General features: G+C 47.7%; 22 protein-coding genes and 1 tRNA gene. 8 read left to right on the top strand and 15 right to left on the bottom strand.

Annotated elements, in window-relative coordinates; translation table 11 throughout:
* Nucleotides 1-256: 256 nt before the first annotated feature.
* On the top strand, nucleotides 257-709 hold the full coding sequence (locus MP213Fo_RS03080; RefSeq protein ID WP_421090219.1) for a GNAT family N-acetyltransferase: 453 nt from the start codon (nucleotides 257-259) through the stop codon (nucleotides 707-709).
* A 4-nt stretch (nucleotides 710-713) separates the two neighbouring features.
* Here MP213Fo_RS03080 and acpS read toward each other — a convergent pair whose 3' ends face one another.
* From acpS to rpoZ, 8 genes are all read right to left on the bottom strand, one after another.
* Entirely contained in the window at nucleotides 714-1,115 is a 402-nt protein-coding gene (acpS, locus tag MP213Fo_RS03085; RefSeq protein WP_421090220.1) for a holo-ACP synthase, read from the bottom strand.
* A complete protein-coding gene (locus MP213Fo_RS03090) occupies nucleotides 1,115-1,696 on the bottom strand; it encodes a DUF2062 domain-containing protein (RefSeq protein ID WP_421090221.1) in 582 nt (193 codons plus the stop codon). The genes acpS and MP213Fo_RS03090 overlap by 1 nt, the downstream gene beginning before the upstream one ends.
* A gap of 231 nt (nucleotides 1,697-1,927) precedes the next feature.
* On the bottom strand, nucleotides 1,928-2,152 hold the full coding sequence (locus tag MP213Fo_RS03095; RefSeq protein WP_421090222.1) for a hypothetical protein: 225 nt from the start codon (nucleotides 2,150-2,152) through the stop codon (nucleotides 1,928-1,930).
* Nucleotides 2,153-2,173: 21 nt separating this feature from the next.
* On the bottom strand, nucleotides 2,174-3,511 hold the full coding sequence (hemN, locus tag MP213Fo_RS03100; protein ID WP_421090223.1) for an oxygen-independent coproporphyrinogen III oxidase: 1,338 nt from the start codon (nucleotides 3,509-3,511) through the stop codon (nucleotides 2,174-2,176).
* Nucleotides 3,512-4,111: 600 nt separating this feature from the next.
* Complete coding sequence (locus MP213Fo_RS03105) at nucleotides 4,112-4,774, bottom strand: Crp/Fnr family transcriptional regulator (RefSeq protein WP_421090989.1); 663 nt, start codon at nucleotides 4,772-4,774, stop codon at nucleotides 4,112-4,114.
* A 376-nt stretch (nucleotides 4,775-5,150) separates the two neighbouring features.
* A complete protein-coding gene (gene pyrE, locus MP213Fo_RS03110) occupies nucleotides 5,151-5,729 on the bottom strand; it encodes an orotate phosphoribosyltransferase (protein WP_421090224.1) in 579 nt (192 codons plus the stop codon).
* 9 nt (nucleotides 5,730-5,738) lie between these two features.
* On the bottom strand, nucleotides 5,739-7,985 hold the full coding sequence (locus MP213Fo_RS03115; RefSeq protein WP_421090225.1) for a RelA/SpoT family protein: 2,247 nt from the start codon (nucleotides 7,983-7,985) through the stop codon (nucleotides 5,739-5,741).
* Nucleotides 7,986-8,305: 320 nt separating this feature from the next.
* Nucleotides 8,306-8,701, bottom strand: coding sequence for a DNA-directed RNA polymerase subunit omega (gene rpoZ, locus MP213Fo_RS03120; protein ID WP_421090226.1), 396 nt, complete (start codon nucleotides 8,699-8,701; stop codon nucleotides 8,306-8,308).
* A gap of 765 nt (nucleotides 8,702-9,466) precedes the next feature.
* Here rpoZ and MP213Fo_RS03125 point away from each other — a divergent pair.
* The 3 genes from MP213Fo_RS03125 (at nucleotide 9,467) to MP213Fo_RS03135 (ending at nucleotide 12,287) form a co-directional block, all read left to right on the top strand.
* Nucleotides 9,467-10,039, top strand: a complete 573-nt coding sequence (locus MP213Fo_RS03125) for an NYN domain-containing protein (RefSeq protein WP_421090227.1) — start codon at nucleotides 9,467-9,469, stop codon at nucleotides 10,037-10,039.
* A gap of 18 nt (nucleotides 10,040-10,057) precedes the next feature.
* Nucleotides 10,058-10,756, top strand: a complete 699-nt coding sequence (locus tag MP213Fo_RS03130) for a uracil-DNA glycosylase (RefSeq protein WP_421090990.1) — start codon at nucleotides 10,058-10,060, stop codon at nucleotides 10,754-10,756.
* A gap of 223 nt (nucleotides 10,757-10,979) precedes the next feature.
* Entirely contained in the window at nucleotides 10,980-12,287 is a 1,308-nt protein-coding gene (locus MP213Fo_RS03135; RefSeq protein ID WP_421090228.1) for a CitMHS family transporter, read from the top strand.
* Nucleotides 12,288-12,348: 61 nt separating this feature from the next.
* Here MP213Fo_RS03135 and smpB read toward each other — a convergent pair whose 3' ends face one another.
* Nucleotides 12,349-12,825 carry an SsrA-binding protein SmpB gene (gene smpB, locus MP213Fo_RS03140; protein WP_421090229.1) on the bottom strand — a complete coding sequence of 159 codons (477 nt, stop codon included), beginning with the start codon at nucleotides 12,823-12,825 and terminating at the stop codon, nucleotides 12,349-12,351.
* Between the two features lie 332 nt (nucleotides 12,826-13,157).
* On the bottom strand, nucleotides 13,158-14,042 hold the full coding sequence (gene dapA, locus MP213Fo_RS03145) for a 4-hydroxy-tetrahydrodipicolinate synthase (RefSeq protein WP_421090230.1): 885 nt from the start codon (nucleotides 14,040-14,042) through the stop codon (nucleotides 13,158-13,160).
* A gap of 778 nt (nucleotides 14,043-14,820) precedes the next feature.
* Here dapA and MP213Fo_RS03150 point away from each other — a divergent pair.
* On the top strand, nucleotides 14,821-16,941 hold the full coding sequence (locus tag MP213Fo_RS03150) for a lytic transglycosylase domain-containing protein (RefSeq protein WP_421090231.1): 2,121 nt from the start codon (nucleotides 14,821-14,823) through the stop codon (nucleotides 16,939-16,941).
* 80 nt (nucleotides 16,942-17,021) lie between these two features.
* Here MP213Fo_RS03150 and MP213Fo_RS03155 read toward each other — a convergent pair whose 3' ends face one another.
* The 4 genes from MP213Fo_RS03155 to MP213Fo_RS03170 all read right to left on the bottom strand — a co-directional run bounded on the left by MP213Fo_RS03155 (nucleotide 17,022) and on the right by MP213Fo_RS03170 (nucleotide 20,570).
* Nucleotides 17,022-17,390: a DUF423 domain-containing protein gene (locus MP213Fo_RS03155; protein ID WP_421090232.1), complete on the bottom strand. Its 369-nt coding sequence runs from the start codon at nucleotides 17,388-17,390 to the stop codon at nucleotides 17,022-17,024.
* A gap of 545 nt (nucleotides 17,391-17,935) precedes the next feature.
* Entirely contained in the window at nucleotides 17,936-18,862 is a 927-nt protein-coding gene (locus tag MP213Fo_RS03160) for a tyrosine-type recombinase/integrase (RefSeq protein ID WP_421090991.1), read from the bottom strand.
* 269 nt (nucleotides 18,863-19,131) lie between these two features.
* Complete coding sequence (locus MP213Fo_RS03165) at nucleotides 19,132-20,304, bottom strand: porin (RefSeq protein WP_421090233.1); 1,173 nt, start codon at nucleotides 20,302-20,304, stop codon at nucleotides 19,132-19,134.
* Nucleotides 20,305-20,479: 175 nt separating this feature from the next.
* Nucleotides 20,480-20,570 (bottom strand) — tRNA-Ser (locus MP213Fo_RS03170).
* A gap of 645 nt (nucleotides 20,571-21,215) precedes the next feature.
* On the opposite strand from MP213Fo_RS03170, the gene MP213Fo_RS03175 reads away from it, so the two are divergent.
* Entirely contained in the window at nucleotides 21,216-22,277 is a 1,062-nt protein-coding gene (locus tag MP213Fo_RS03175) for a porin (protein ID WP_421090234.1), read from the top strand.
* A gap of 279 nt (nucleotides 22,278-22,556) precedes the next feature.
* Nucleotides 22,557-23,399, top strand: a complete 843-nt coding sequence (locus tag MP213Fo_RS03180) for a hypothetical protein (RefSeq protein WP_421090235.1) — start codon at nucleotides 22,557-22,559, stop codon at nucleotides 23,397-23,399.
* Nucleotides 23,400-23,632: 233 nt separating this feature from the next.
* On the opposite strand, the gene MP213Fo_RS03185 is transcribed toward MP213Fo_RS03180, so the two are convergent.
* The gene (locus MP213Fo_RS03185) at nucleotides 23,633-24,295 is read right to left on the bottom strand and encodes an antifreeze protein (protein WP_421090236.1); all 663 of its coding nucleotides are present in this window, start codon (nucleotides 24,293-24,295) and stop codon (nucleotides 23,633-23,635) included.
* 518 nt (nucleotides 24,296-24,813) lie between these two features.
* Between MP213Fo_RS03185 and MP213Fo_RS03190 the strand changes: the two genes are divergently transcribed.
* The gene (locus tag MP213Fo_RS03190) at nucleotides 24,814-25,464 is read left to right on the top strand and encodes a YitT family protein (protein ID WP_421090237.1); all 651 of its coding nucleotides are present in this window, start codon (nucleotides 24,814-24,816) and stop codon (nucleotides 25,462-25,464) included.

The following is a 25,464-nucleotide window of genomic DNA, read 5'->3' on the forward strand; positions in this document are numbered from 1 at the left end:
CCGTCATCACAAATAACCAAAAATTTATATGATCGGCAACCTGTCTGAATCATCGCTGAAGCAATTTCCGCTTTGCAGGTAAAAAATGGTCAAATTATTGCACAGTTTCACTTTGCCCTCTAGCCGGCACAAGCGTTACATGATGTATTCTGTCTTATGATATCAAAGAGATATCAATCAGATAATTCAAGCTAACAATTTAGGTTAAATAAATATTCCAGACAAAACCGGTCTACCAAGGGAACAATAACTCTCAATGTCAGATACAGCAGATATCCGCTTATTTACCGCTCAAGATAAACCGGCATGGCTCGCTCTGTGGAAAGCCTATCAGGATTTTTATAAAACCAGCATTGCTGATGAAGTGAGCGAGGCAAACTGGGAGCGCTTGCTCAAACCAGAAGAGCCAATGGCCGGTGCCTTTGTGTGGCTGAATGGGGAGCCTGCAGGTTTTGTACATTATATCCGCCACCGCTCAACATGGTCAAAAGGCGATTATTGCTATTTGCAGGATTTATATGTCAATCCGGAGACTCGCGGCAAAGGTCTTGGCCGCGCGCTAATCCAGCATGTCTATAAGGTTGCAGAAGATACAGGCTGCTCACGTGTTTACTGGCTCACCCATGAAACCAACACGGATGCCATGGTGCTTTATGACCGCGTTGCAGATAAATCAGGCTTCATCCAATATCGAAAACTGCTGAAATAGCAGTTCAGACTGTGATTATTGCTTCAATAATCACAAAAGCCTGCGCCATCGGATACTCATCCGTAATGCTTAAGTGTACAACCGAAGTCATGCCTTCCGGCATCATGGCCTGAAGGCGTGCTTGCGCGCCATTGGTCAGGCGCATTGTCGGTTTGCCGGAAGGTAAATTGATCACTTCCATATCACGCCAGAACACACCATGGGAAAGGCCGGTACCAAGCGCCTTCGAACAAGCTTCTTTTGCAGCAAAACGTTTGGCATAGGTTGCGGCTTTGAGCTTTCTGCTATCAGCCTTAGCGCGTTCACCATCGGTAAACACCCGCTCAGTAAAGCGGCTGCCGTGGCGCTCAAGGGTTTTCTCAATCCGTCTGATATCAATCAGATCACTGCCAATGCCAATAATCATCAAGCAATACCTTGCTGTTTAGCCTGCGCATGTTTGAGCGCAATGCGCTGCCGGCGCTTGTCACGATAACGCCCTGTTGCCCAACGCGCCACCACATAAACGGCAAATGCACAACCAAGCCCCAGCACCAGCGAGCCAAACAGCATCGGCTTCAAAACCGGCTGCCATAGCTCGGTAAAGCTCATACGGCTGAAGACTTCACTTTCCAGAATTTTGGTGAGCGGCACACTTTTAGCCTGACCGTTTTCATCAACGATCATACGGCCGATCTCATAAGTGCCGCCCCAGATAAACGGAATAGTCAAAGGATTAGCTAAAGCGGTGCCAAGTGCAGCGGCTGCCACATTGCCTGCAATAAGATAGGCCAGCACAATTGCAAGAATAAGATGAAAGCCGAAAAACGGAGTAAAAGCTGCAAAAACGCCAACCGCCAGACCTGCAGCTACGGCATGGGGGCTGGCAGTAATGCGGGTAATGCGTTTACCCATATAACGCAGCGAGCGCGAAAAAGAACGGCGCGGCCAGATCATTGTACGAAGGCGCTCCCTATATGTCAGGGGTACTCTGCGTCTGAACAACATATACTCTCTGTAACCATCCTGAATTCATTGGCTTCAACATCGCAGCCTGATTATCTCCGGCATGCTCTAGCATACCAAGCACCAATTGACAGCTCATACGGAGATGATCAACCATCAATAGGCGCCTTCATAAGCTGGAAACTCTTATGAAGCTATCAGCATTATATGATATTTAAGGCTTTTTTAACAGTTCAAATGCTCATGGCACAGACAGTTTACGCCAGCAATATACTAAATACATACATATCGAGATTGGTTATTAAAAATAAAAAAAGCACCGCAATGATCCACCCCGCCCCCGAGGTTAATCATGCGATGCTCTTTTTTGGCAATTCTCTGGCTAAAGCTTACCTCTTCAACTTTCAAATCCGCCATTTCTTCGCATTGGTTCAGCGCCCCCGCGATCCTTTTGCGAAGATCTTTCAGTATCACCCTCATGATACTGAAACTTTCCATTACCTTTCCAGCCGGCCTAAATCAAATGGCCATACTGAAACTATGCGCGGATTCACGACGAAACTCGTCAAAAACCGCAGCAACCACCCGTACCAGCGCAAAATGCTCCGGTACCATTGCAATAATACCACTATGAATTGTCACTATGCCATCAGCAACCAAGGGGCGAAGCAGTGCCAGCTCATCAGAAAAATTGGCGCCTGAAGCCACTTCATTGAGATCAACCCGAAAATCGCACATCAGTTTCTCAATGATCAAGCCGCGCAACATGTCCGAATCATTGAAGGCATAACCACGGATGACCGGCGCCCTCTCTTCATGAACTGAAGTTTTATACTGACCGATATCAGCAATATTTTGCGTGTAACCTTCTTTAAACTGAGAAATCGAAGACGCTCCGAAGCCCAGCAAAGTCGGACAATCATCATTGGTGTAGCCTTGAAAATTGCGCCGGAGCTGCCCCGATTTGGCCGCTATCACCAATGCATCATCAGGCAAAGCATAGTGATCAATACCCACCGGCTCATAGCCCATAGCCATAAAGGTCTCGCCAACAATCTGCGATTGCTCATACCGCGCATCGGCATCCGGCAACAGGCTCGTATCAATCAAACGCTGATTAGCGCGCCGTGCAGGTAAATGCGCATAGCCGTAACAGGCAATCCGGCTAGGCCGTAACTCCGCCACCCGCTCACAGGTCTCGCGCAATGTCTCAACTGTCTGTAACGGCAAGCCATAAATCAGATCAAAATTTAACCGCGTAATACCCGCTTGTTCCAAAGCCGCCACAGCGGCTTCAACCTGTATGATCGGCTGAACTCGGCCAATTGCCCGCTGCACATCAGCATTAAAATCTTGCACGCCGAGGCTGACACGATTGACACCAACACGCGCCAGATCATCACATAAAGCCTGCGTGACAGTGCGCGGATCAAGCTCGATCGCATGTTCCATTACCGGTGAAAAATCGTAATATTCTTGCAGCACATTTGTGACACGGACAATACCATTGCCCCCCAGAATACTCGGTGTACCCCCGCCCCAATGCAGATGCACCGCCTCAGGGCGCTCAGTCAGGCATGAACCCGCCTGTCTGATTTCACGGATCAGTGTTTCGGCATAGGCCTCAATCACCGTTTCGCGACGCGCAATTTTGGCATGGCAACCACAATAATGGCATAGATCACGGCAATAAGGCACATGCAGATAAAGCGATACAGGCTCGCTCTGCCTTAACCGGCGCAGCCATGTCTGATACTGATCTTTACCAACCTGCGGCGAAAAATCCGCCGCCGTCGGATAAGATGTATAACGCGGTACTGCGAGAGAGGCATAATGCCTTGCCATTACCCTGCTCATAATGTCTATCCCTTGCCCCATTCATATGAGCGCGATGTCTTGCCTCAGGCTTTATTTCCCTCAGGCCTCGCGGCATCTTTATTATTTCCGGCGCAGCCGTCTTGGTCTGCACCAACATGTCTCAGTACAGCTCAAACCGCATGGTATTGAAAACTGTGTCGGCGCTGGCCAGTCTCTTTGCAGCACATTAGAAAATACGGCGCGTCTTGTTGTCTCTCTTGGAGCAGGTTTCATAGATTTCATAAACATCAGGCGTAACATCAACACTGTCTTGCGTAATCACTGCGCGTTTTCTGTTATGTACGGCGCAAGGATCACTAGCAAAAATCATAAACAGTGTCAGATAGACTTTTAAATACCTCACACTGCCTAGCTTATATTCGAACGAACCTGCCATTCTTGAATACAGATTTAACAGGCCAATAAAAAAGCGCATTGATTGTGATCAATGCGCTTAAGAATCTTTAAATTAATGCTTTAGAAGTGATAGGGCAGCTCTAGAGCGGGTAACGATCAGGTTGGATCGCAGCGCTCGCTCTGGATTTTAGAATTTCGCATTGTCATATCTATCAAGTTGATTCAACTTGATAGTGAAATACTCTAAGCCCGAAACTCATTACCTGCCACAGCCGAGAGCGATCTGTGCGATAAAATTGTTACCGTATTCGCATCCGGCAGCTGAATTAAGCCCTGCACCCGCATTTTGGTAAAACACCGGCTCACCGTTTCAATTGTAAGACCCAGATAATCAGCAATATCAGTACGGTTCATCGGCAAATGCACCGGCGAAGACGGCTGCCCGATACGTACGGCATGGGCAGATAATACCAGTAAAAACGACGCCAGTTTTTCAACCGGTGCAAGACGGCCAAGAACCAGCTGATTATCGCGCGACTGGCGCAGCGCTTCACGTGTCATCACATAGAGCCGGTCTTTGAGTGCCGGATAGGTATTCATCAACCCATCCATCTCACTGACCGAAAAGCAGCACAACACCGATGGCACAACAGCCTCTGCGGTTTGTGAATACACATCATCATCAGCCAGGCCAAGATAATCACCGGGATAGAGAAACCCTGAAATCTGGCGGCGGCCATCCGGCAAGAGAGTAAAGAGGCGCAACAGACCCGAAGTCAGACTGAAAACCCGCTGTTTGGGCGCCCCCTCTTCAGTGAGCATCTCATTGGCATCAAGCTTGCGCGAAGACATAATTGCCTCCAGCGCATCCAATGCATCATCCTGCAGAGCAGCACAGATTGCCATTTTACGCACTTCACAATCAGCACAGGCACCACATGGCTCGCGGTGACGCTGATTGTGACTTGTCTGGGAGGATAATACTGAAACCACGGTTATGCCTTAGTGCCATACCGAAGGGGTACGACGTCAATATCTGACAGAGCAAACAACGATGCTCACTCTGTATATTTATGTCTTACGGGAATTTACGTTTACGTCATGACACAAAAGGCCCGGAATTTCCACATCCCGAGCCACCCTGCGTCAAATAACACCAGATTTACAACTTAAGCTGGCTCTAGCATTTCACTATCAAGTTGTTTCAACTTGATAGTCATGACAATGCGAAAAAACTAAAATCCAGAGCGAGCGCTGCGATCCAACCTGATCGCTACCCGCTCTAGATATTACGGCTTCCTGGCTTAATTGCCGGAAGTGCAGCCAATTCCGGTGGCAGATCATCCTTATCGTAGGATGGCACTTCATAGTCTGCGAGCGCGATCAATCTGGTGCCGACATCTGCTTTACCTGCAGAACGGTCGACGATACAGGCTGCGGCCACAACTTCTGCTTTAAGGTCTTGCAAAGTAGCAATCGTTTCACGGATCGACAGGCCGGTGGTAACAATATCTTCAACAATCACAACGCGCGCACCTTCCGGAAGCTCAAAGCGGCGCAATTGAAACACACCATTCTCGCGCTCCACCCAGATGGAAGGCACGCCGAGATGGCGTGATGTTTCATAAGACGGAATCAAGCCGCCAATTGCAGGACCGACTACAAAATCGATTTTGCCCAGATCCGCTGCTTTGATTTTTTCCGCCAGTGCCTTACAAAGTTTTTCCGTTTTATCAGCATGCATAAACACACGCGCTTTTTGCAGAAAAACCGCGCTGCGGCGCCCCGATGTCAGAATAAAATGCCCCTCAAGAATGGCACCTGCCTCACGGAACACGCCCAGCACATCTTCAGTATTCATAAACGACCTCTATCCGTTCACGCGCTGCGCATCACTGACACAGGCGCTTTCTTTTAATTGCGCAATAATGCGATTGAGATGTTTAAGATCCCAAACCTCGAGATCTATAATCATTTCTGTAAAATCAGGCGCGGTACGCACCATCGACAAATTGTGAATATTGGTATCATTGACAGACACCACCTGAGCAATCTCAGCCAGTGAGCCTGGTGAGTTGATGGCAGAAACCGACACGCGCGCCGGAAAACGCTCATGCATTTCGCCGTCAATATCCCAACGTACATCGATCCAGCGCTCAGGCTGGTCGTCATAGGCTGTCAAAGCCGAAGACTGGATCGGATAGATCGTAATACCAATGCCGGGCTGCAAAATCCCAACAATACGATCGCCCGGCACCGCACCTTCCGGTGCAAAACGGACAGGAAGATCTGAATTGGCACCACGGATCGGCAAAGCATGGCTGCTGGCAGGTGCTGCCATCTCGGCTGCAGCTTTTTTATCAGCCTGTGAGCCGCCTTCCGGTACTTTAAAGATCATACCGGCAGCATTTTGAATGTTAAACCAGCCTTTTTCGCCGGTTTTGGCAGGGCTTGCCGGTGTCACGCGGGTATCCTGATAATCAGGGTAAACTGCTTTCAACACATCAGCAGACGACAATTCACCACGGCCCACCGCCGCATAAACATCTTCAATATCCTTGCGTGCCAATCGGCTCATTGCCGGCTTCAGTAGCTCTTTGCTGAATGGCTTGGCAACACGCTCAAAGGCACGCTCCAGAATGCGCATACCAAGGCCCGAATATTGCTTTCTGACCGCAGTACGAGTTGCGCGGCGGATCGCAGAACGGGCTTTACCGGTGATGACCAGCGATTCCCACGCGGCAGGCGGCACCTGCGATTTGGAGCGGATAATATCCACTTCATCGCCATTTTTCAGCTCGCTCATCAGCGGCATCATGCGGCCGTTGATCTTAACGCCAACAGTTGAATCCCCGATATCCGTATGCACCGCATAGGCAAAATCAATCGGCGTCGCACCACGCGGCAGAGCAATCAGGCGGCCCTTTGGCGTAAAGCAGAACACCTGATCCTGAAACAGCTCCAGCTTGGTATGCTCCAGAAACTCTTCCGGATTATCGCCTTCAGACAGTGCTTCAATCGTGCGGCGCAACCACGCATAGGCATTGGATTCAGAGGAAATAGCTGTCGGCTGGCTGTTGCTGCGCCCGTCTTTATAAATCGAATGCGCCGCAACACCATATTCCGCAACATCATCCATTGCGCGGGTACGGATTTGCAGTTCTACGCGCTGGCGCGACGGGCCGATAATAGTGGTATGGATCGAACGGTAATCATTTTGTTTCGGCGTAGAAATGTAATCTTTAAAACGCCCGGGCACCATTGACCATGTACGGTGAATAATGCCGAGCGCTTTATAGCAATCATCCACACTATCCACGATGACCCGAAAGCCGAAAATATCAGAGAGCTGCTCAAAAGACAGCCCTTTGGTTTCCATTTTACGGAATACCGACCAAGGCTTTTTCTGGCGGCTGGAAACGTCTGAAACCAGACCTTTTTCCTGAAACAGCGCCGATAAATCTACCTCAATCTTGCTGAGCAAGCCACGGTTTTTTTCCATTAATTCGGCCAGGCGATCGGTTACTGCGCGCCATGCCTCAGGATTGATATAGCGAAATGCCAGCTCTTCCAGCTCTTCGCGCATATCCTGCATACCCATGCGACCAGCAAGCGGCGCATAAATATCCATAGTCTCTTCAGCAATGCGTAAGCGCTTATCTTCACGCATCACGCCAAGCGTGCGCATATTATGCAAACGATCGGCGAGCTTTACCAGCAGCACCCGCACATCATCTGAAATCGCCAGCAGTAATTTACGCAGATTTTCCGCCTGCACCGCTTTTTTGGAAACAAGATCAAGCTTTTTAAGCTTGGTTAGCCCTTCAACGAGCTTGCCGATTTCAGGCCCAAAAAGCTGGTCAATTTCAGCGCGGGTGGCATCGGTATCTTCAATCGTATCATGCAGCAGCGCAATAGCGATCGTAGCCTCATCAAGGCGCATATCGGTTAGGATTGCCGCCACTTCCAGAGGATGTGAAAAATAAGGGTCGCCGGATGCCCGTTTCTGACTGCCGTGCTTTTGCATGGCATAAACATATGCCTTATTCAGCAGCGCCTCATTCACATCAGGCTTATAGTGCTGCACCCGCTCAACCAGCTCATATTGGCGCATCATCAGCCCGCTACTCCCTTTAATCCTTCACGCTAAGAATACTATAGTAAAATTTACTGCATACACGCTCAGGCAGAAACCATTTTAAATTTAAATTATGCAGTATTTCATCGTCTTCCAGTGTGATTTATGCAGCATATTAACAAAACCACTTATGCTGCTACAAATTTCACTGAAAACAAGTATTTTCACTATACGCACGAAATTAGGCGCCACAGGATGAACTGCAGCGCCTAAAAATCAGAATATTACCAATCAATACGCTTCAAGCCCGTAATAGAGCTTTATAAAAAGCCTGATCATCAGGCTCTTAATGCGTCAGATTAATAATCGTCGCTCTTTTCCGGTGCAACAAGACCTTCAATACCGGCCAACAGGTCTTCTTCACTGATACTGTCAAATGTCACAATATCTTCAGCGCCGACGACCGATTCACCAGTCATATCATCAAGCATGCCGCTGATTGCAGCCGGTGCTTCCGGCTCGTCAATCTCAACATGTTTCTGCATCGAATGGATCAGGTCTTCTTTCAGATCACCCGGTGACAAAGTTTCGTCAGCGATTTCGCGCAGCGCAACAACCGGATTTTTATCATTGTCGCGATCAATGGTAATCTGACCGCCCTGTGAGATCTGACGTGCACGATGGCTGGCAAGCAGAACCAACTCAAAGCGGTTGTCTACCTTGTCTACGCAATCCTCAACGGTAACGCGGGCCATGCATTGCCCCTTTCATATCTCAAAATCAATTCAGGAATTTAATGGTTCAATAACGCCAGTTGACGCAAAAAACAAGCAAAAGCGCACATTCGTCCGATCAATTCAACCAGAATACACAACAGAACAGGATACCAATGCCGATGCAGTTACCGGCTCCGCTTAAAATCACGTGATTGATACACGCAACTCCTGTTGAAAACCGGAGGAAAATCAGGCTCATAAGCAATCGATAACAAAAACTATCCTATATTCATGTCAATAACGAGACTGAAAACCCGAACACTTATATAAAATAATATTACGGACGCTTAGCCGGCCACTCCCAGAGAAAACCGGCAAGCTCAAAACAGAGCCGAACAGATACAATCTAAATCATAATATCCTAGTTTAATGCAGAAAATGACTTGGCTTTTACTCAGCAAGACTACGCTTTACTGAGAATCAGCTTGGCAGATAAGTTCAAACCCTGCCTCACTGCAATCTCGCTCAGCGAACGATATTTGTCTGCACCAGCCATCAAAAACTTCTATACTTTTAATTCTGTTACCGTAGATGTTTCTTTTATTTGATATTTGTGACATCTTAATCACACATTTTTTGATCTTTTACAAATAGTATAATAAAAACAACCTGTGATTGCTTGCCTTTCTGTGCGTGCGCCTTAGAACGCAGTATAGGAGAAGCTTTTTTCAGAAACAAAAAATTGAAAAGTGCGGACAATTAATCGGCGAGCTGTTTTTTGCTGAAGAATGGATAATTATTAAAATGTTTGATTCACGCGAAAAAATCGCGCTTTTTATCGATGGCGCCAATCTTTACGCTGCATCGAAGACACTCGGCTTTGATATTGATTACCGTAAACTGTTGAAAGCCTTCCAAAAGCGCGGTTATCTGTTGCGCGCTTATTACTACACAGCACTGGTAGAAGATCAGGAATATTCTTCCATTCGTCCGCTGATCGACTGGCTGGATTATAATGGCTACAAAGTCATTACCAAAGCCGCCAAAGAATTTACGGATGCAACCGGCCGTCGCAAAGTCAAAGGCAATATGGATATCGAACTCGCAGTCGATGCCATGCAACTGACCGAGACAGTCGATCATTTTGTGATTTTCTCCGGCGATGGTGATTTCCGCTGCCTAGTTGAAGCGCTCCAGCGCCGTGGCCGGAAAGTCAGTGTTGTTTCAACATTGACAACACAGCCGCCGATGATTTCTGACGAGCTTCGTCGTCAGGCAGACCATTTCCTTGATCTGGTATCACTGAAGAGCGAAATCAGCCGCGAAGTCAGTGAACGTCCGGTACGCCGCATCGAAGAGGAAGAAGAGCTTTATTAAGCTCTTCTGACCACTGTGCTGAAACCGGAACCTTCCCGTGATTGCGCCATCTGTCCCCGCTTGCACGATTTTTTGCAGGACTGGCGGGGACAAGAGCCTTCGTGGCATAATGCCCCGGTACCGGTATTTTTGCCCACCGATCCGCAAAATGATCCATCCTGCTCAGTCTTAACCACCACTCTGCCCGCTTATCCTGATCGCGTACGATTACTGATCATTGGTCTTGCGCCCGGATTGCGCGGTGCAAACCGTACTGGCCGCCCGTTTACCGGTGATTATGCCGGTGAATTGCTCTATTCAACTTTAAAAACTTATGGATTTGCTCAAGGTAGTTTCGAAGCGCGCCCAGATGACACGCTGACCTTGAATGATTGCGCGATTGTAAATGCTGTGCGCTGCGTTCCACCGGAAAATAAGCCCACCGGCCCTGAGATCAATAATTGCCGACAGTTTTTAACGCCTGTCATCACCGGCCTTCCCAATTTACAAGCGATCGTTACACTCGGCACCATAGCGCATCAATCCACTATCCGTGCCTTTGGCCAGCCTGTTGCCAAACACAAGTTCGGTCACAATGTGCAAACAGAGATCGGATCGGTGCGTATTTTCTCGAGCTATCATTGCTCGCGCTATAACACCAATACCGGGGTGCTGACTGAAGCAATGTTTCATGACGTCTTTAATAGCGTTCGGAGCTACCTGAATAGCGCGAAATAATCAGCTATTTTCTCATCAGCTTTTTAAATAATGGCCAGATAGCCTTGGGACGCCTTTATGTCCCCTGCTATTAATATTAGTTTTTTCTAATTTTTTAGTTGTTCAAATGTAATTTTTTTCTTTAGCGTAACGTTTCCCGCGCGATTCATTACCTTGAGCGCAAATTTATAAAGAGAATTTTTCAGACACAGAACCTTCAGATCAATAATTATGGGCATATAATATGTTGGCATTATTAGCTTTTTTAACAATGTTCGTAATTATCTTTCTACTGCTGACCAACCGATCCTCACCTGTTGTTGTGTTGATTCTCGTACCGCTTATCAGCGCTATACTGCTCGGGATCAGTCCGGGAGAGATCGGTGGCTTCTTTAAAGATGGTATGGGGCGTGTCACACAGGTGGCGGCAATGTTTATTTTTGCCATCACCTTTTTTGGTATTTTGCAGGATACAGGGCTTTTTCGACCGCTGATTAACGGGCTGGTACGTCTGACACGCGGCAATGTCACCGCTGTGCTCATCGGCACTGCGCTTGCGGGCGTGCTAGCGCATCTGGATGGTGCGGGCGCCACCACTTTTCTGCTGACGATCCCCACACTTTTACCGCTTTATAAACGTCTCAATATAAGCCGTTATTTAATGCTACTTTTGCTCGCCACCGGTGCCGGTATTACCAATATGCTACCTTGGGCAGGTCCTCTTGGCAGAGCTGCCGCTGTAACCGGTCTTGATGTGACTGAGTTATGGCATCCGCTGATTCCCATTCAGGCGATTGGCATTGTAATGCTGGTAATTATGGCCTTCTGGTTCAGCCTGCGCGAAAAAAGAAAGATCGCAAATGGTCAGGCAGTAATACTCATAGCTGAAAATGAGGATATCAATGCCAGCGATCTTTCGGATTATGAGCGTTCGCTGCTTCGTCCGCACTTAATCTGGGTCAATACCGCGTTGTTTGTTGCTGTACTGGTCTTACTCGTCAGCGGAATTATGGCTGCACCATTCATTTTCATGATCGGGCTCTCCCTGTTGCTCGTAATTAATTATCCCCGTGCAGCAGATCAAATGGAGCTAATACGTAAACATGCCCCTTCTGCATTGCTGATGGGGATTATCATTTTTGCCGCCGGCTCATTCTTAGGCATTATGGATGGCACAGGCATGCTGAAAGCCCTCGCCGAAACATTTGTGAGGATTTTGCCAGAAACGATGATACCGATGCTGCATATTATGCTTGGTATTTTCGGTGTGCCAATGGAACTGATACTCAGTACTGATGCATATTATTTTGGCTTGCTGCCGATTGTCATAGAGATTGTCACGCCTGTCGGTGTCAGCGCCCCAGAGGTTGTGCATGCTCTGGTGATCGGCAATATTGTCGGCACATTTATCAGCCCGTTTTCACCAGCACTCTGGCTGGCACTGGGGCTGGCAAATGCAGATATGGGTAAGCATATCCGCTATTCAGTTTTTGTATTATGGGGCTTTTCGCTAATTTTGATGGGCTTCGCCTGGCTGCTTGGCCTGTTTTAAAAGCTCAGGGCGGTTTACACCAGTAAACCGCCCTGAGTATTACATAATTGAAGCGGAGATTTTAGCCGCGATCTTTGAGCAGTCGTGATTTTTCACGATTCCAGTCGCGGTTTTTTTCAGTTTCGCGCTTGTCATGCAGCTTCTTACCACGAGCAAGCGCGATTTCCATTTTAGCCATGCCGCGCTCGTTGAAATACATCTTCAAAGGCACCACTGTCATACCTTCACGGGCGATAGAATTGGCCAGACGCACAATTTCACGCTCACTCAGCAGCAATTTGCGCAAGCGACGCGGATCATGGTTGAAGCGATTGCCCTGCGTATATTCCGGAATATACGAATTGATCAGCCAGAATGCACCATTTTCATAGCTGGCATAGCTCTCAGCGATATTCGCCTGATTCGTACGCAGTGATTTAACCTCGGTACCAGCCAGCACCAAACCGGCCTCAATCACTTCGAGGATCTCAAAATTATAACGCGCCTTGCGGTTATCAGCGATGATTTTGCGCGTTGGCGCATTTTTTTTCGTGTTCATGACAGCAATATATATCTGATCCGCAGCTTTACCAGCAGGCTTTGTTTATTTCTTGGCAAGTTAGCATAATTCATTGCCAGCACATGTTTTTCTGGCCTGCAAAATAGAAAAGCCTGCCGGATATTATAATGAATATACCGGCAGGCCATAGCGTATTTTCGATAAAATAAACAGGGCAACAGCGTTTTCATTTTCAATAACGTGAAAATCAACCCGCCACTTTGCTTTAGAGCGTCTTCATCTTTCGTTGATGCATAAAATCACTAATCTGTTTGTTTAAACGTCGCCTCAAACAGAAAAAGCTCTGCTGCCCTTTTGAATACAGTAACCAATCAGCTGTTTAGCAAACCTGCATGACGCAGCGCCTGATCAATTTTTTCTGCTGTTTCATCTTCAACCGGCATCAATGGCAAGCGCAAATAATTGCCGATACGACCAAGACGCGACAAGGCATATTTTGGTCCTGACGGATTAGGCTCCAAAAATAACGCTTTGTGCAATGGCATCAAGCGGTCCTGAATGCTCAGTGCTGCTGCATAATCACCGGCCTGACAGGCCTCCTGAAACTGCGCACACAAACGTGGCGCCACATTGGATGTAACCGAAATACAGCCGCGACCGCCATGGGCATTAAAGCCGAGTGCCGTCGCATCTTCACCGGAAAGCTGAATAAAATCAGAACCGCATGTGGCACGCTGCTCGGAAACCCGCTCGATTTTGCCAGTGGCATCTTTTACGCCGATGATATTTTTATGATCGCGTGCCAATGCGCCCATAGTTTCTGGCGTCATATCGACAATTGAACGTCCTGGAATATTATAAACTACCAAAGGAATTGAAATTGCCTTGGCCACCGCAGAAAAATGCGCATAAAGGCCACGCTGGTTAGGTTTGTTATAATAAGGCGTGACCACCAAAACGGCATCAGCCCCAGCCGTTTGTGCATGCTGCGCCAGTTCAATCGCTTCGACAGTATTATTCGATCCGGCACCGGCTATCACCGGCACCCGGCCTTTGGCTTCCTCAATGCAAACCTCAATCACCCGTTTATGCTCGTCATGTGACAGGGTCGGTGTTTCGCCGGTGGTGCCAACAGGCACAAAACCGTGCGTTCCCTCCTCTATCTGCCAGTTAACAAGGCCACGGAATGCTTTTTCGTCAAACTCACCCTGTTCGGTAAAAGGTGTGACGATAGCCGTGATTGAGCCCTTAAGCATCGGGTACTCCCAAAGGTTTGACCGGAATATTGCTGTTTTTCCTGAATTGGAAAAATGCTCCGGTTTTTGATGCCAAGCCGCTTCAGTCGGAAATCCGGTTTCCACATCTGCTGAAACGGCTTAATATTATTAAAATTACCTGTACGCCTGCATTTTCTGCCAGTGTACAGAGTGCTCGAATTCATTCTTATCTTAAGCCGTTACAGGTTTAAGAAGCATTATAGACCGCTCAAATTATGCTATTTTCTATCGGATATTTAAGAGAATACAGCGAAATTTAAACCAGTATATTCAGAAAGTCATTGCATACCAAAAGCGCTAACTACATCTTTTTACAACAGTCAGTCCGAGTGATAACGATGACATGATCACCTGGTTGTGAAAAGCGCTGCACCATAGGCTCGCAAAATTCAACCAGCAAGTATTTTTATGCATATTCGACTGTTATTCATCGATACGACGAAAAGAAATGGTCAATTCGTCGATTTGACGTTATCCATCAATCAAAAAGACGAACTATGCTTGTTTGTTAAAGGTGAAGTTTTCCACGGTTTTCTGCTTTGAGAGCAAACCGTAATAGGGTCGCTAAGTTTTCATTAACACTGCCTTCACAGATGTGGCTTATAAATATTGCCTCAGAGCAGCAGCGCGGCCGGTCACCGACAAATAACAACCTATTCCGTTAGGATTTAAGGCATTTTATTTCTGGTGACCAAATTTTTGCTCGCACAATTTATTTGCCTTAAATAAGCTTCCAAGCAGCTATAACGGATTTGTAATGCGTAAATTTGCAATTTTTGGACAAAAACGAGATCAGAAACGGTTAGCCCTGTCACTTATCTGTGCCAGTTTGGCAGCCAGTACGTTGCCGGCCTATACTCAGGAACTGGAAAATGTACCGACGCCGTTTCTGCGTCCTTTTGCGCCTACAATTATGCGCTCGATGCCTGCTCCGATGTTACGGCCGGATCCGACAACAACCGCAACAATACCGCGCACGCAAGGTCCCGCAGCAGTTAATGGCAGCTTGAAAACAGCACTTGATGCCCTGTCTGCAAAAGATGCCCGCCGGGCGCTCGCAATTCGCAATTCCATGCCATCAAATGATCTCGACCGCCATATTCTGACATGGGCACTGGCACTTTCAGGCGCTGACGGGCTGACAAGCTCAGAAATTGCGACTGCCGCCGCCGAATTGCGTGGCTGGCCCGGTATGGCTGCTATCCAGCGCAATACCGAGCGGGCGCTTTATCGTGAGAATGCGCCAGCCAGTGTGGTATTTGCACAGCTTGGTAACCGTAAACCACAAACCACTGAAGGCATGGTACTACTTGGCCGTGCCTATTTACAAAGCGGCAACCGCTCACAAGCACGCCAACTGATTGCGCCCTGGTGGGCAAAAGCCAAATTGGAAGCCAAAGACGAGGCTCTGGTTTTGCGTGAATTCTCAAATGTGCTTTCCAAAGAAGATCATCAGGCACGCTTTTTGCGTATGCTTTATAATGATCGGCTGCAATCTGCTTCACGCGTTGCAGCTCTTGCTGGAGGAGAATCGCTCTATGCCGCTTATGCAGCGGTCAGTAAGCGCGCGCCCGATGCTGCGAAAAAGCTTAATGATGTTCATAGGTCATGGCAGTCGAACCCCGCTTATCTCTATGTAAAAATTCAATATTTGCGCCGCTCCGAGCGCTATACTGAAGCCGCCAATCTGATGCTGAAAGCACCGCGCGATGCCAGATCTTTGGTTGATCCGGACACATGGTGGACAGAACGCCGCGTGCTTTCGCGTGAGTTAATGGATATTGGCAAGCCGCAAATCGCTTATCGTCTGGCCGCTGCCCATAGTGCTGAAACACCGACTATGGCTGCAGATGCCGAGTTTCATGCCGGCTGGTATGCGTTGCGCGCCATGAATGATGCGAAGACTGCACAAAAGCACTTTACACGGATTGCCGAAATTTCATCACGACCAATGTCGGCATCGCGCGCTTATTATTGGATGGGTCGCGCTGCAGAAGCCGGCGGCGGCGGTAATGCAAAGCAGCTTTTCCAACGCGCATCTTATTATGGCACATCATTTTACGGACAATTAGCTGCCGCACGGCTTGGCAATAATGTTTTGCAGCTACCCTATCCTAAGCCAAGTGCTGCTGATCGCGAGCGCTTCGACAGCCGCGAGCCAGTACGTGCTATTCGCAGACTGGAATCAATTGGTTACGGCAGCCGCGCGCAAAGCCTCTATATCAATATGGCACAAGAACTGAGCAGCACCGGAGAACTGGCACTGCTCGCTGTTATGGCCGAGCGCAACAGCAACCATTATCTGGCCTTGCGGGTTGGTAAAGTTGCAGCCGGACGTGGGCTGGATGTTGGCGCTCTCTCGCATCCGACCGGCGCTATCCCCGCCAATGCGAATATCAAAGGCTCAGGCGCCGCTCTTGCCTATGCGATAGCGCGTCAGGAAAGCGAGTTTAATATTTCTGCGGTTTCCAGTGCCGGTGCGCGCGGCTTGCTGCAATTGCTGCCGGGCACAGCAAAAGGCGTCGCTCAACGTGCTGGCCTTAGCTATTCAGACAAGCGCCTGACCACGGATGCGGCTTTTAACGCCACACTTGGGGCGCATTATCTGGGAGAACAGATTGAGCGCTTCAACGGTTCTTATATTCTGACCTTTGCCGGTTACAATGCAGGGCCGAGGCGAGCAACTGAGTGGGTTGCCAAATATGGCGATCCGCGCGGTCAAAGTATTGATCAGGTTGTCGATTGGATTGAGCGCATTCCCTACACAGAAACCCGTAATTATGTGCAGAGGGTGATGGAAAACTATGCCGTTTATAAATCCCGGCTTTATGGCAAAGCCAATATCCAGCAAGATCTGGTGAGCGGTCGCCGCAATTAAATATGAAAAGACTGACCAAAAAGCCCCGCATTACGGGGCTTTTTGATATGGCAAACATAGCTATAATTGGGTGCGATCAATCAGCTTTTATGCGGAATCAATGCCGATAATGCTGTCATAATCCAACCGGCAATCATCACTGTTCCGCCAAGAGGTGCAGCCATAGGGAATAGTTTGTTTCCGGTCAGATCACGCAGGATAAGATCACCGGCAAACAGTGCTACCCCGACCAAGATCAAAACAGCTGACCAATATAACGGACGGCTGCGGGCGCTCAAAAAAGCAAAAGCTAAAAAAGCTGCCGCATGACCGAGTAGAATTGGAGCAACAGTGGCAAGCAAAGCATGGTCACCATGGGCAGAGGCAGCATAGCTGGCCATAGCAGAAGCCCCGCAAAATCCGGCAGAAAAAACAAACAAACGCTCGGTTGTCACAGTCATATGTTTCATTCCATCAATCATTAAAACGCCTGAGTGATAGATGCACAGACTCTGCCTCGCTTTTCAATGATGCAAATTAGAACTGCGACGCCTCTGCCCCGTTAAAGCAACCACTTTATTCTGAGCTCTGCTGACCGCAAACAGAAAACCAGGAGATCAACCTGATGTTCAGGTTAAATAATAAAGCGTCTTGGTAATATTATTGCCTATGCAGATACTCGCATTCAAATCCGAGAGAAATGCTCCCGATTAAAGCAGTAAAGCGCTTGGCTTATTTGCTTTACATGAACCATATTGCAAAAACCGCTTCACTTTTAAGGGTTCATAGCAGAGCACGCTACACGCAAAATGAATCGTAGCGCGCTCTGCAAGTTTTGTTTTGCCGCATTGTCACGAGCGCCAAGCGGAACCAACTTGCCTGTGTAATGCCCTAGAGCGAGAAACGATCAGATTAGATCTCACGCTCGCTCTAGATTTTAGCTTTTTCGCATTGTCAAACCTATCAAGTCGATTCAACTTGATAGTGAAATGCTCTAGCAGTTAAAGCCTAACACTCAGCGGATTTCCAGCACTTTAACGCAGCTATCAAGATCATTGGTAGCAAGATGCGCATAGCGCATTGTCATCTGCAATGTCTGATGGCCGAGCCACATTTGAACTCGCCGGATATCAATACCGCCACGCACCAGCCGTGATGCGCAAGTATGTCGCAGAATATGCGGTACGACCTGCGTATCGGTGCCAAGCCCTACCTCATATTTCGCGTCATTCCAAATAGCGCGAAATGCAACTTGAGTGAGCATTGAAAATGGGCCCTTGTGGCGTTCGACAGGAATTTTGCAGGTTTTGCAAGCGCGCTTGGTCAGCGGCACCGTTCGACTACGATTTGATTTCGTGAACCAGAAGGTAACGCGATGATCCTGAATATCATTCCATGTCAGGCCGATCGCTTCACCAAGTCGACAGCCGCTATCAACCAGAAAAATTGCCAAGCGGTAGCTATCTTCGCAACGCGCTTTAATCGCGGCGAAGAGCCGAGCCTCTTCTTCAAGCTCAAGAAAACGAATTCGCCCTGCCCGTTCTTTCTGACGAATGAATTCCGGCAGGCTAAAGATGTCCCCCATCTTATATGCCTTTCGCAGTAACTTGCTAAGTGCAGCCATTTTTCTATTAATGGTTGCATTGCTGTTATTGCGTTCACGCAGGGATCCGATAATTCTGTCGAGCATTTCCTGACTAAAGCCACTGAAACGCTCGCCTTTTAAAATTTCATGCAATTCACCGAGAAATAATCTCACATTGTATTTGTGCGAACCGTCGTCCCACAGAATATTGAGATAACGTTCTGACAACTCAGCAACAGAATACTGCTGTACGATACGATGCGTTTTTACATTTGAAGATGTAAAACTAAGATTATACCCAAGAACAGGCATAAAATTATCAGCATTATCGGCAGAAATGTCCCTTTTTAACTCCATCATCAAGCCCCCCAGCCATTCGATTGGCGTGGAGCTTTAGAGCGTAAGAAACAATAAAACAAGTGCAGGGAGCAAATAATGTATAAAAGCATTTTAGAACCAATCTGGTTAAGACTAAAAGCCCCCTCAAAATTTATTTCAGTCTATCCTGTTATTAACTTATAATAATATAGACGCATCTAATAGAAGATGTCCCCCGCCTGAACGCCTCTCGTGAGACAAAATACCAGCGGGCGTACCCGCTGGTAAATTTTACATTAACAATAAGCTTAGAATGAACGCTGGAAGCGGATAGTTGCTCCGAAAGCGTTTTTATTGGCTACGTCATTAGAAAGAAGCAGCGGATGGGTATTTTTCCAGCTTGTATATGCAACTTCAGGAGTAATTGTGAAGCCTGGAACCAACTGATAAGCTACGTTTGCAGCAAGAGCGGTCTTACCCCAATCTTCGTAAGCAGCCTGAATATTGAAAGTTGCTTTGTCAGAAGCTTTAAACTTGGCACCACCCCAGATAGCGTAATCGCCACCCCAGTTACCGTACATGCCAACAGCTTCTTCATAAGAAGCGTAACCGCCCTGCACCCAAACCGAAACAGCATCAGTTACATTTACATCAAGACGAACTTTTGCAGCCCACTCTTCCAGATTGGAGTCATAAGCAGCAACAGCTGCAACTGAACCCCAAGCCTGTTCGAATTTAACGCCAGCCACAACATGCGGCATGTAGCTATCAATGCGATTGCTGAACTTAGTTGTTACAGGTTTGCCATCCACCATGTGCGCTACAGTCACGCCATCAACATCAACGATTGCAAATTCGCCGCCGCCCTGCTCCGCAGAGATAGTAGCTGAGAAACCGTTACCACCAGTGAAGGTGTAGCTGATCAGGTTAGTATCATATTCACCTGCAAGAACAACATCATCATTCAACATGTCGCCGAGATAGCCAGTAACAGTGTGGAATGCTGATTCATCTTTACCAATGCGCAGGCCACCGAGCTGCATGTAGGCATAATTCAGACTATTACCTGCCTGAGCGCCATTCGTGTAGTTGAAGCGGTTTTCTGTGTAAGTCCGGAGGGTACCGAGTTCTGTTTCCGAAGCTGTGTGTGTACGCAGGGTGAAACGAGCGGTTTTATTCCAAGTGTCAGTATGCTCAGTGATCAACTCATCTGCATCACTAAAACCAACAACCTTTTTGTAGCCACGCTTGCTAGCATCATAAACGTCACGACCGGCAGCCGCCTGATAACGTACATAACCGGAAATGCGCAGGCAGGTTTCTGTGCCTGGAATGTAGAAGTAGCCAGCGCCGTAAGCATCGCAAACGCGCACATATTCAACAGCTTCTGGTTCTGGCGCAACGATAGCGTCTGCAGCCTGAGCGGTGGTTGCTGCTACGAGAGCTGCAGCGGAGCCGAGAAGAAGGCTCTTAATGTTCATTTCTGACCTCCAGTCAGAAACAAGCAAATCCAAATAAATATCAACAAATTCAATAACTTAAATTGAATTGTGATTTAATTATAAAAACTTAAGATTTTTGCAGGTCAGTTTCAAACTCGAAATAAGGTCTGAAATGCAAAAAGCTGCCCGTATTTCTACGGGCAGCTTTTTAAACTGGAGGAGAGGATGGGATTCGAACCCACGAGACCCTTATGGGGCCTACTCCCTTAGCAGGGGAGCGCCTTCGACCACTCGGCCACCTCTCCGGTAAAGGCGCAATAGCCGTTAATAATGCTGAGTTCAAGCACTTTACGCATCAGAAGTGAAAAAATCTTATTCATCAACAGTCTGAAGTCATTATAGATATCAGAATATGCCTGTTCTGCACAATTATACCCATCCTGCCTTATCAGTGCATAGAGATAGATCAGGTTTGGCACATAGCCAGAATCAATAAGAACAGAATCAAACCGCCTGTTACGGCTTCATCGGCGATTTGATTGAAAATGACCGCCTCTATAGACTCACCCCGGCAATTAAACCCCATATGCGATGGTCGTCGATAACGAGAAAGCAGCGATGCAGATATCCGAAAAACGAGCGGATTTTGCTAAAAAAGCCGAAAATAACGATAAAAACAGTTAATGTTTTTTAACGAATATAAACAAAACATAAATAAAATCCGGCACCTAGGGGGTGTTTCGTGTCTTTTGTGCAACACGATATCCCGATAGCAACAACTATACCCCCCGTTATAAGTTTTTACTGTTGCAACGAAACTGAGCGTGAGTATCTTGAGGGCAGAAGAAGGAGCGCTTCGGAGCGACTTTTTCACCCAAGGGATGGGGGCAGGTTGTCCTTCAGCCAAATAAAAGCCCATACCCAATTAAAACTTTGACTGGAGGTCAGAAATGAACATTAAGAGCCTTCTCCTCGGCTCCGCTGCAGCTCTCGTAGCAGCAACCACCGCTCAGGCTGCAGACGCTATCGTTGCACCAGAACCAGAAGCTGTTGAATATGTTCGCGTTTGCGACGCTTACGGCGCTGGCTACTTCTACATTCCAGGCACAGAAACCTGCCTGCGCATTTCCGGTTACGTACGTTACGACGCTAAAGCTGGCGACGACGTTTACGCAGGCGGCAAGCGTGATACATGGGGCAAAAACGCACGTTTCACCCTGCGCACACACACAGCTTCGGAAACCGAACTCGGCACACTGAAGACCTACACAGAAAACCGTTTTGAATTTGGTAATTCAAAAGACGATGATGGCGTCAACAACGCCAACTTCAAGCAGGACAAGCTGAAGTATGCTTACATCGAACTGGGCGGCCTGCGCGTAGGTAAAGATGAATCAGCATTCCAGTCCTTCACTGGTTATCTCGGCAACGTAATGAACGATGACGTAGTTGCACCAGGCGGTTACGACACCAACCTGATCAGCTACACATTCACCGGCGGCAATGGCTTCTCAGCTATTATCTCTGCTGAACAGGGCGAAGACTATTACGCAATCGACGATTACATGCCACATGTTGTTGGTGGTGTTAAGTTCGAACAGGCTTGGGGCTCGATCGCAGCTGCTGCAGCTTATGACGCTCTCCTCGAAGAGTGGGCCGGTAAGGTTCGCCTCGATGTAAACGTAACCGATGCAGTTTCGCTTTGGGTACAGGGCGCGTATTCTTCATATGAAGAAGACTTCGGCATGTACGGCAACTGGGGTGGTGATTACGCTGTTTGGGGTGGCTTGGCATTTAAAGCTTCCGACAAAGCAACTTTCAACATTCAGGGTGCTTACGAAGATTGGGGCAAAACCGCTGTTACAGCTAACGTAGCTTACAAGCTGGTTCCAGGCTTCACAATCACTCCAGAAGTTAGCTACACCACATGGTCATCAAACCATCCAGATCGTCTGGCCGGTGGCGAAAAAGACGCTTTCGGTGGTATGATCCGCTTCCAGCGTTCGTTCTAAGCTTTATAAGCTTAAAACAGACCGCAAGGTTACAGAAACCCGGCAACGCAAGTTGCCGGGTTTTCTGTTTCATATCTTTTGACACTGCTATTGATGTGCCACACGTCACCGTACGGCGTTATCCCCACGCAATGTCAAAAGCAGGATTTTTTAACAGCGCTCTATCTGCTATATTTTACAGGATCCATTTTCACTGCCCTGTCGTAAAGACAGGCAACCATCGAAACATTGTATAATAAGCCCTGTTTCGGCTACGTCATTTCAGTAAGGAGAACATTTTTGAATATTTTGCTCTGGATCGCCCTGATTGGGGTTATCGTGTTTTTCCTTGGATGGCTGTATTCCAAATTCAACAGCAATGCAGCGCAGCAACCGGCCTCGAAGACAATTGCGCCTGCCGTACTGCCAAAATCTGTCACCTCCCCCGCAGATAACAAAACAACTGAAAACAAAAAAAGCGTCTCAGCAGATACCGCTGCGGTTGCTCCTACAGCGCCGGCAACTGAATTACCTACAAAGGTAACAACCAATAGCGCTGAAATAGAAGTTAAACAGGCGTCAGATAACAAGCCGGCACCTGAAAAAAGCAGCATATCTGCTAAAAAAACAATTCCTGCTGCTGAACCTGTAGGCCCAGCTCACAGCAAATCTGACAGCGCGCCACTTGATGGTACTAAAACACCTTCCGCTAAAGCCATTACGACCAAGCCCGCACCGGCAGCACCTGAGACAGAAGCTTTGGCAGAGCCTGTCCGCCTAGCCAAACCACGGGGTGGAAAGGCAGATGATCTCACGCAAATTACCGGTATCGGTAAAGCAATCCAGACGAAATTGCAGAATGCGGGCATTTATCATTATGACCAGCTGGTCAATCTGAATGCAGCACAACTTGGCTGGATTAATAATGCGATTGGATTTTCCGGTCGTGCCGAGCGCGAAAACTGGGCGTTACAAGCCAAAAAACTGGCTGCCAAATCAACCTCCACAACCCAGAGCTCTACCAAAACAACTGGCAAAGCAACCGGCAAAAGCGCTGCAAAAACAACGCTGACCAAGGCTAAGGCCAAAACGACTGTAAAAGCGAAAGCCAAGCCTGCCCCCAAAGCATCTGTAACTGAATAAAATTTATGCTCTGGGGTGCTAGAGCATTTCGTAGTCCAATGGAATTATTGGACGGCCACGATAATGCGTAAAAAAATAATTTAGAGCGGATTACATGATCCAATTTAAACGTAAACCGCTCTAACGCCTGCTATCATCTCGACGCTCCAGAGTTTCAAAAAGCAAAATACCCGCTCCGGCGTTGCCGGAGCGGGTATTTTGTTGAATATCAGATATTCAATGATTGAAAGTTATCAGGAATTACCCTTGAGCCGCGCATTGCACAGGCTGTAATACCCGCCGCCTTTCTGGATCCAACGCAGACCATTGAGCGAATTTGCACTTTTATTAGCATAATACTGATCAAGGCAGGTCTTCATACGCTGTTTGCCTACAGCTTCACTAGCATATTTGGCTGATACCGCACTTGGAAAGCGAACGCCGCTTGGTGCTGCCATTGTTGGCGCAGCCGGCTCCTTGGTTGAAACCGAGGTTACAACATCAGCATCAGCGCCCGGGCCACACTCAGCTTTGCGGAATGCATTCCACTTCAAGCCATTGGCAAGACCTGATTCCTGTGCAGATTTATATTTTGCCGAGCATTGCTGCATTGTCAGGCCCTTGGCCTCAGCTGCATTCGTAGTTGTATCCTTAGCCTGCTTGGCAGGCTTTGCAGCCGGCTGCACTTTAGCTGGTGCCTGAGTTGGCACCTGAGCTGCTGGCGTATCAGTGCCACACTGTGCTTTACGGAAATCATTCCACTTCATGGTACCAAGCGTACCGGCATCTTTCGCGGCCTGATATTTGGTGCTGCATTCTGCCATAGTCAGTGCGCTTGCCGGTGAGGACATTACAAAGACTGCCATCCCTGCTACCAATGCCGCGCCGCTAAGACGGCTGAGAGTTTGAATTTTCATCTCTGATCTCCTGAGTGTGGTGTAAAACACTGTGCTTAAAGCATTTTCCTGTCAATATCGTATAATACTTCAAAGAGAAATCCCTTTCACGATTTCTGAAAGGATTTGATGCTCTGTGAAAGGATACTGCTAATTCTTGTATTTTATTACTTAAACATAACATTTTTATAATTAACCGGCATACAGTCATTATATTTATCAACACAGTTGCCACCATGACCCTGTATAAAATCTCAGTTTAAACTTGTATTTATATATAAATATTGCGTGCGAAAACGAGTTACTGCTGATGTCACTGCGCAATTATTGAAATAAAAATAGCGGCGCAATACACGTAAACTGCTCTAGCCAGCCTAAAAATAACAATTTTCTCGCCGCTGATTTTCGCGCATTTTTGATTTAAATATAGAGCAGGAACAAAGTCTCATTTCAGGCTTTTTATCCTGTATTCAGTTTATCACCGCATCTTGTCGCGCACTTTATCAGTGACGTGACATCATTTTATCAAGGTTCATACCATGGCCGATGTCACAAGTTCTGATGCGATTCCTGTTCTAAGTCCGATATCGTTAACCGACAGGCACCGGCTCTATGAAGACATTGTCGCTATGCTAATCGGCACCAGCTTTGTCAGTTTGGGTCTGACACTTTATGCGCAAGCCAATCTGATGACCGGTAGCACTGCCGGTGTTGCATTGCTTGTGCATTATGCGACCAACTGGCAATTCGCGCTGACATTTTTTGTTATCAATCTGCCATTCTATTATCTGGCGATCAAACGCATGGGCTGGCGCTTTACTATCCGCACCTTTATTGCGGTGGCGCTGATGTCGGTGTTCACGCGGCTGTTTCCACTATGGGTGGATTTCTCAACCCTGCAGCCGATTTTTGCTGCCTTTATGGGCGGCACATTAATGGGCATGGGTGTCTTGGCGCTGTTCAGGCACCGCGCCGGTGTAGGCGGCATCAACATTCTCGCGCTTTACTTGCAAGATAATTACAATATCCGCGCCGGCTGGTTTCAGCTATCGCTTGATCTGGTGCTAATGGCGGTCTCGCTGTTCTTTCTCTCACCACAGCAGGTTGCTATTTCACTCATCGGCGCTGTGGTCATGAACATCATTATTGCGATCAATCACAAGCCCGGCCGCTATCTCGGCACGAGCTGA

The organism is Pseudochrobactrum mosebachae (genome assembly GCF_048914685.1).
Classification (GTDB): domain Bacteria; phylum Pseudomonadota; class Alphaproteobacteria; order Rhizobiales; family Rhizobiaceae; genus Pseudochrobactrum.

Bases quoted from the DNA above. Each gene is read 5' to 3' on its own strand.
- MP213Fo_RS03080 (WP_421090219.1), top strand. From the start codon at position 257: ATGTCAGATACAGCAGATATCCGCTTATTTACCGCTCAAGATAAACCG.
- acpS (WP_421090220.1), bottom strand. From the start codon at position 1,115: ATGATTATTGGCATTGGCAGTGATCTGATTGATATCAGACGGATTGAG.
- MP213Fo_RS03090 (WP_421090221.1), bottom strand. From the start codon at position 1,696: ATGTTGTTCAGACGCAGAGTACCCCTGACATATAGGGAGCGCCTTCGT.
- MP213Fo_RS03095 (WP_421090222.1), bottom strand. From the start codon at position 2,152: ATGGAAAGTTTCAGTATCATGAGGGTGATACTGAAAGATCTTCGCAAA.
- hemN (WP_421090223.1), bottom strand. From the start codon at position 3,511: ATGAGCAGGGTAATGGCAAGGCATTATGCCTCTCTCGCAGTACCGCGT.
- MP213Fo_RS03105 (WP_421090989.1), bottom strand. From the start codon at position 4,774: ATGGCAATCTGTGCTGCTCTGCAGGATGATGCATTGGATGCGCTGGAG.
- pyrE (WP_421090224.1), bottom strand. From the start codon at position 5,729: ATGAATACTGAAGATGTGCTGGGCGTGTTCCGTGAGGCAGGTGCCATT.
- MP213Fo_RS03115 (WP_421090225.1), bottom strand. From the start codon at position 7,985: ATGATGCGCCAATATGAGCTGGTTGAGCGGGTGCAGCACTATAAGCCT.
- rpoZ (WP_421090226.1), bottom strand. From the start codon at position 8,701: ATGGCCCGCGTTACCGTTGAGGATTGCGTAGACAAGGTAGACAACCGC.
- MP213Fo_RS03125 (WP_421090227.1), top strand. From the start codon at position 9,467: ATGTTTGATTCACGCGAAAAAATCGCGCTTTTTATCGATGGCGCCAAT.
- MP213Fo_RS03135 (WP_421090228.1), top strand. From the start codon at position 10,980: ATGTTGGCATTATTAGCTTTTTTAACAATGTTCGTAATTATCTTTCTA.
- smpB (WP_421090229.1), bottom strand. From the start codon at position 12,825: ATGAACACGAAAAAAAATGCGCCAACGCGCAAAATCATCGCTGATAAC.
- dapA (WP_421090230.1), bottom strand. From the start codon at position 14,042: ATGCTTAAGGGCTCAATCACGGCTATCGTCACACCTTTTACCGAACAG.
- MP213Fo_RS03150 (WP_421090231.1), top strand. From the start codon at position 14,821: ATGCGTAAATTTGCAATTTTTGGACAAAAACGAGATCAGAAACGGTTA.
- MP213Fo_RS03155 (WP_421090232.1), bottom strand. From the start codon at position 17,390: ATGAAACATATGACTGTGACAACCGAGCGTTTGTTTGTTTTTTCTGCC.
- MP213Fo_RS03160 (WP_421090991.1), bottom strand. From the start codon at position 18,862: ATGGAGTTAAAAAGGGACATTTCTGCCGATAATGCTGATAATTTTATG.
- MP213Fo_RS03165 (WP_421090233.1), bottom strand. From the start codon at position 20,304: ATGAACATTAAGAGCCTTCTTCTCGGCTCCGCTGCAGCTCTCGTAGCA.
- MP213Fo_RS03175 (WP_421090234.1), top strand. From the start codon at position 21,216: ATGAACATTAAGAGCCTTCTCCTCGGCTCCGCTGCAGCTCTCGTAGCA.
- MP213Fo_RS03185 (WP_421090236.1), bottom strand. From the start codon at position 24,295: ATGAAAATTCAAACTCTCAGCCGTCTTAGCGGCGCGGCATTGGTAGCA.
- MP213Fo_RS03190 (WP_421090237.1), top strand. From the start codon at position 24,814: ATGGCCGATGTCACAAGTTCTGATGCGATTCCTGTTCTAAGTCCGATA.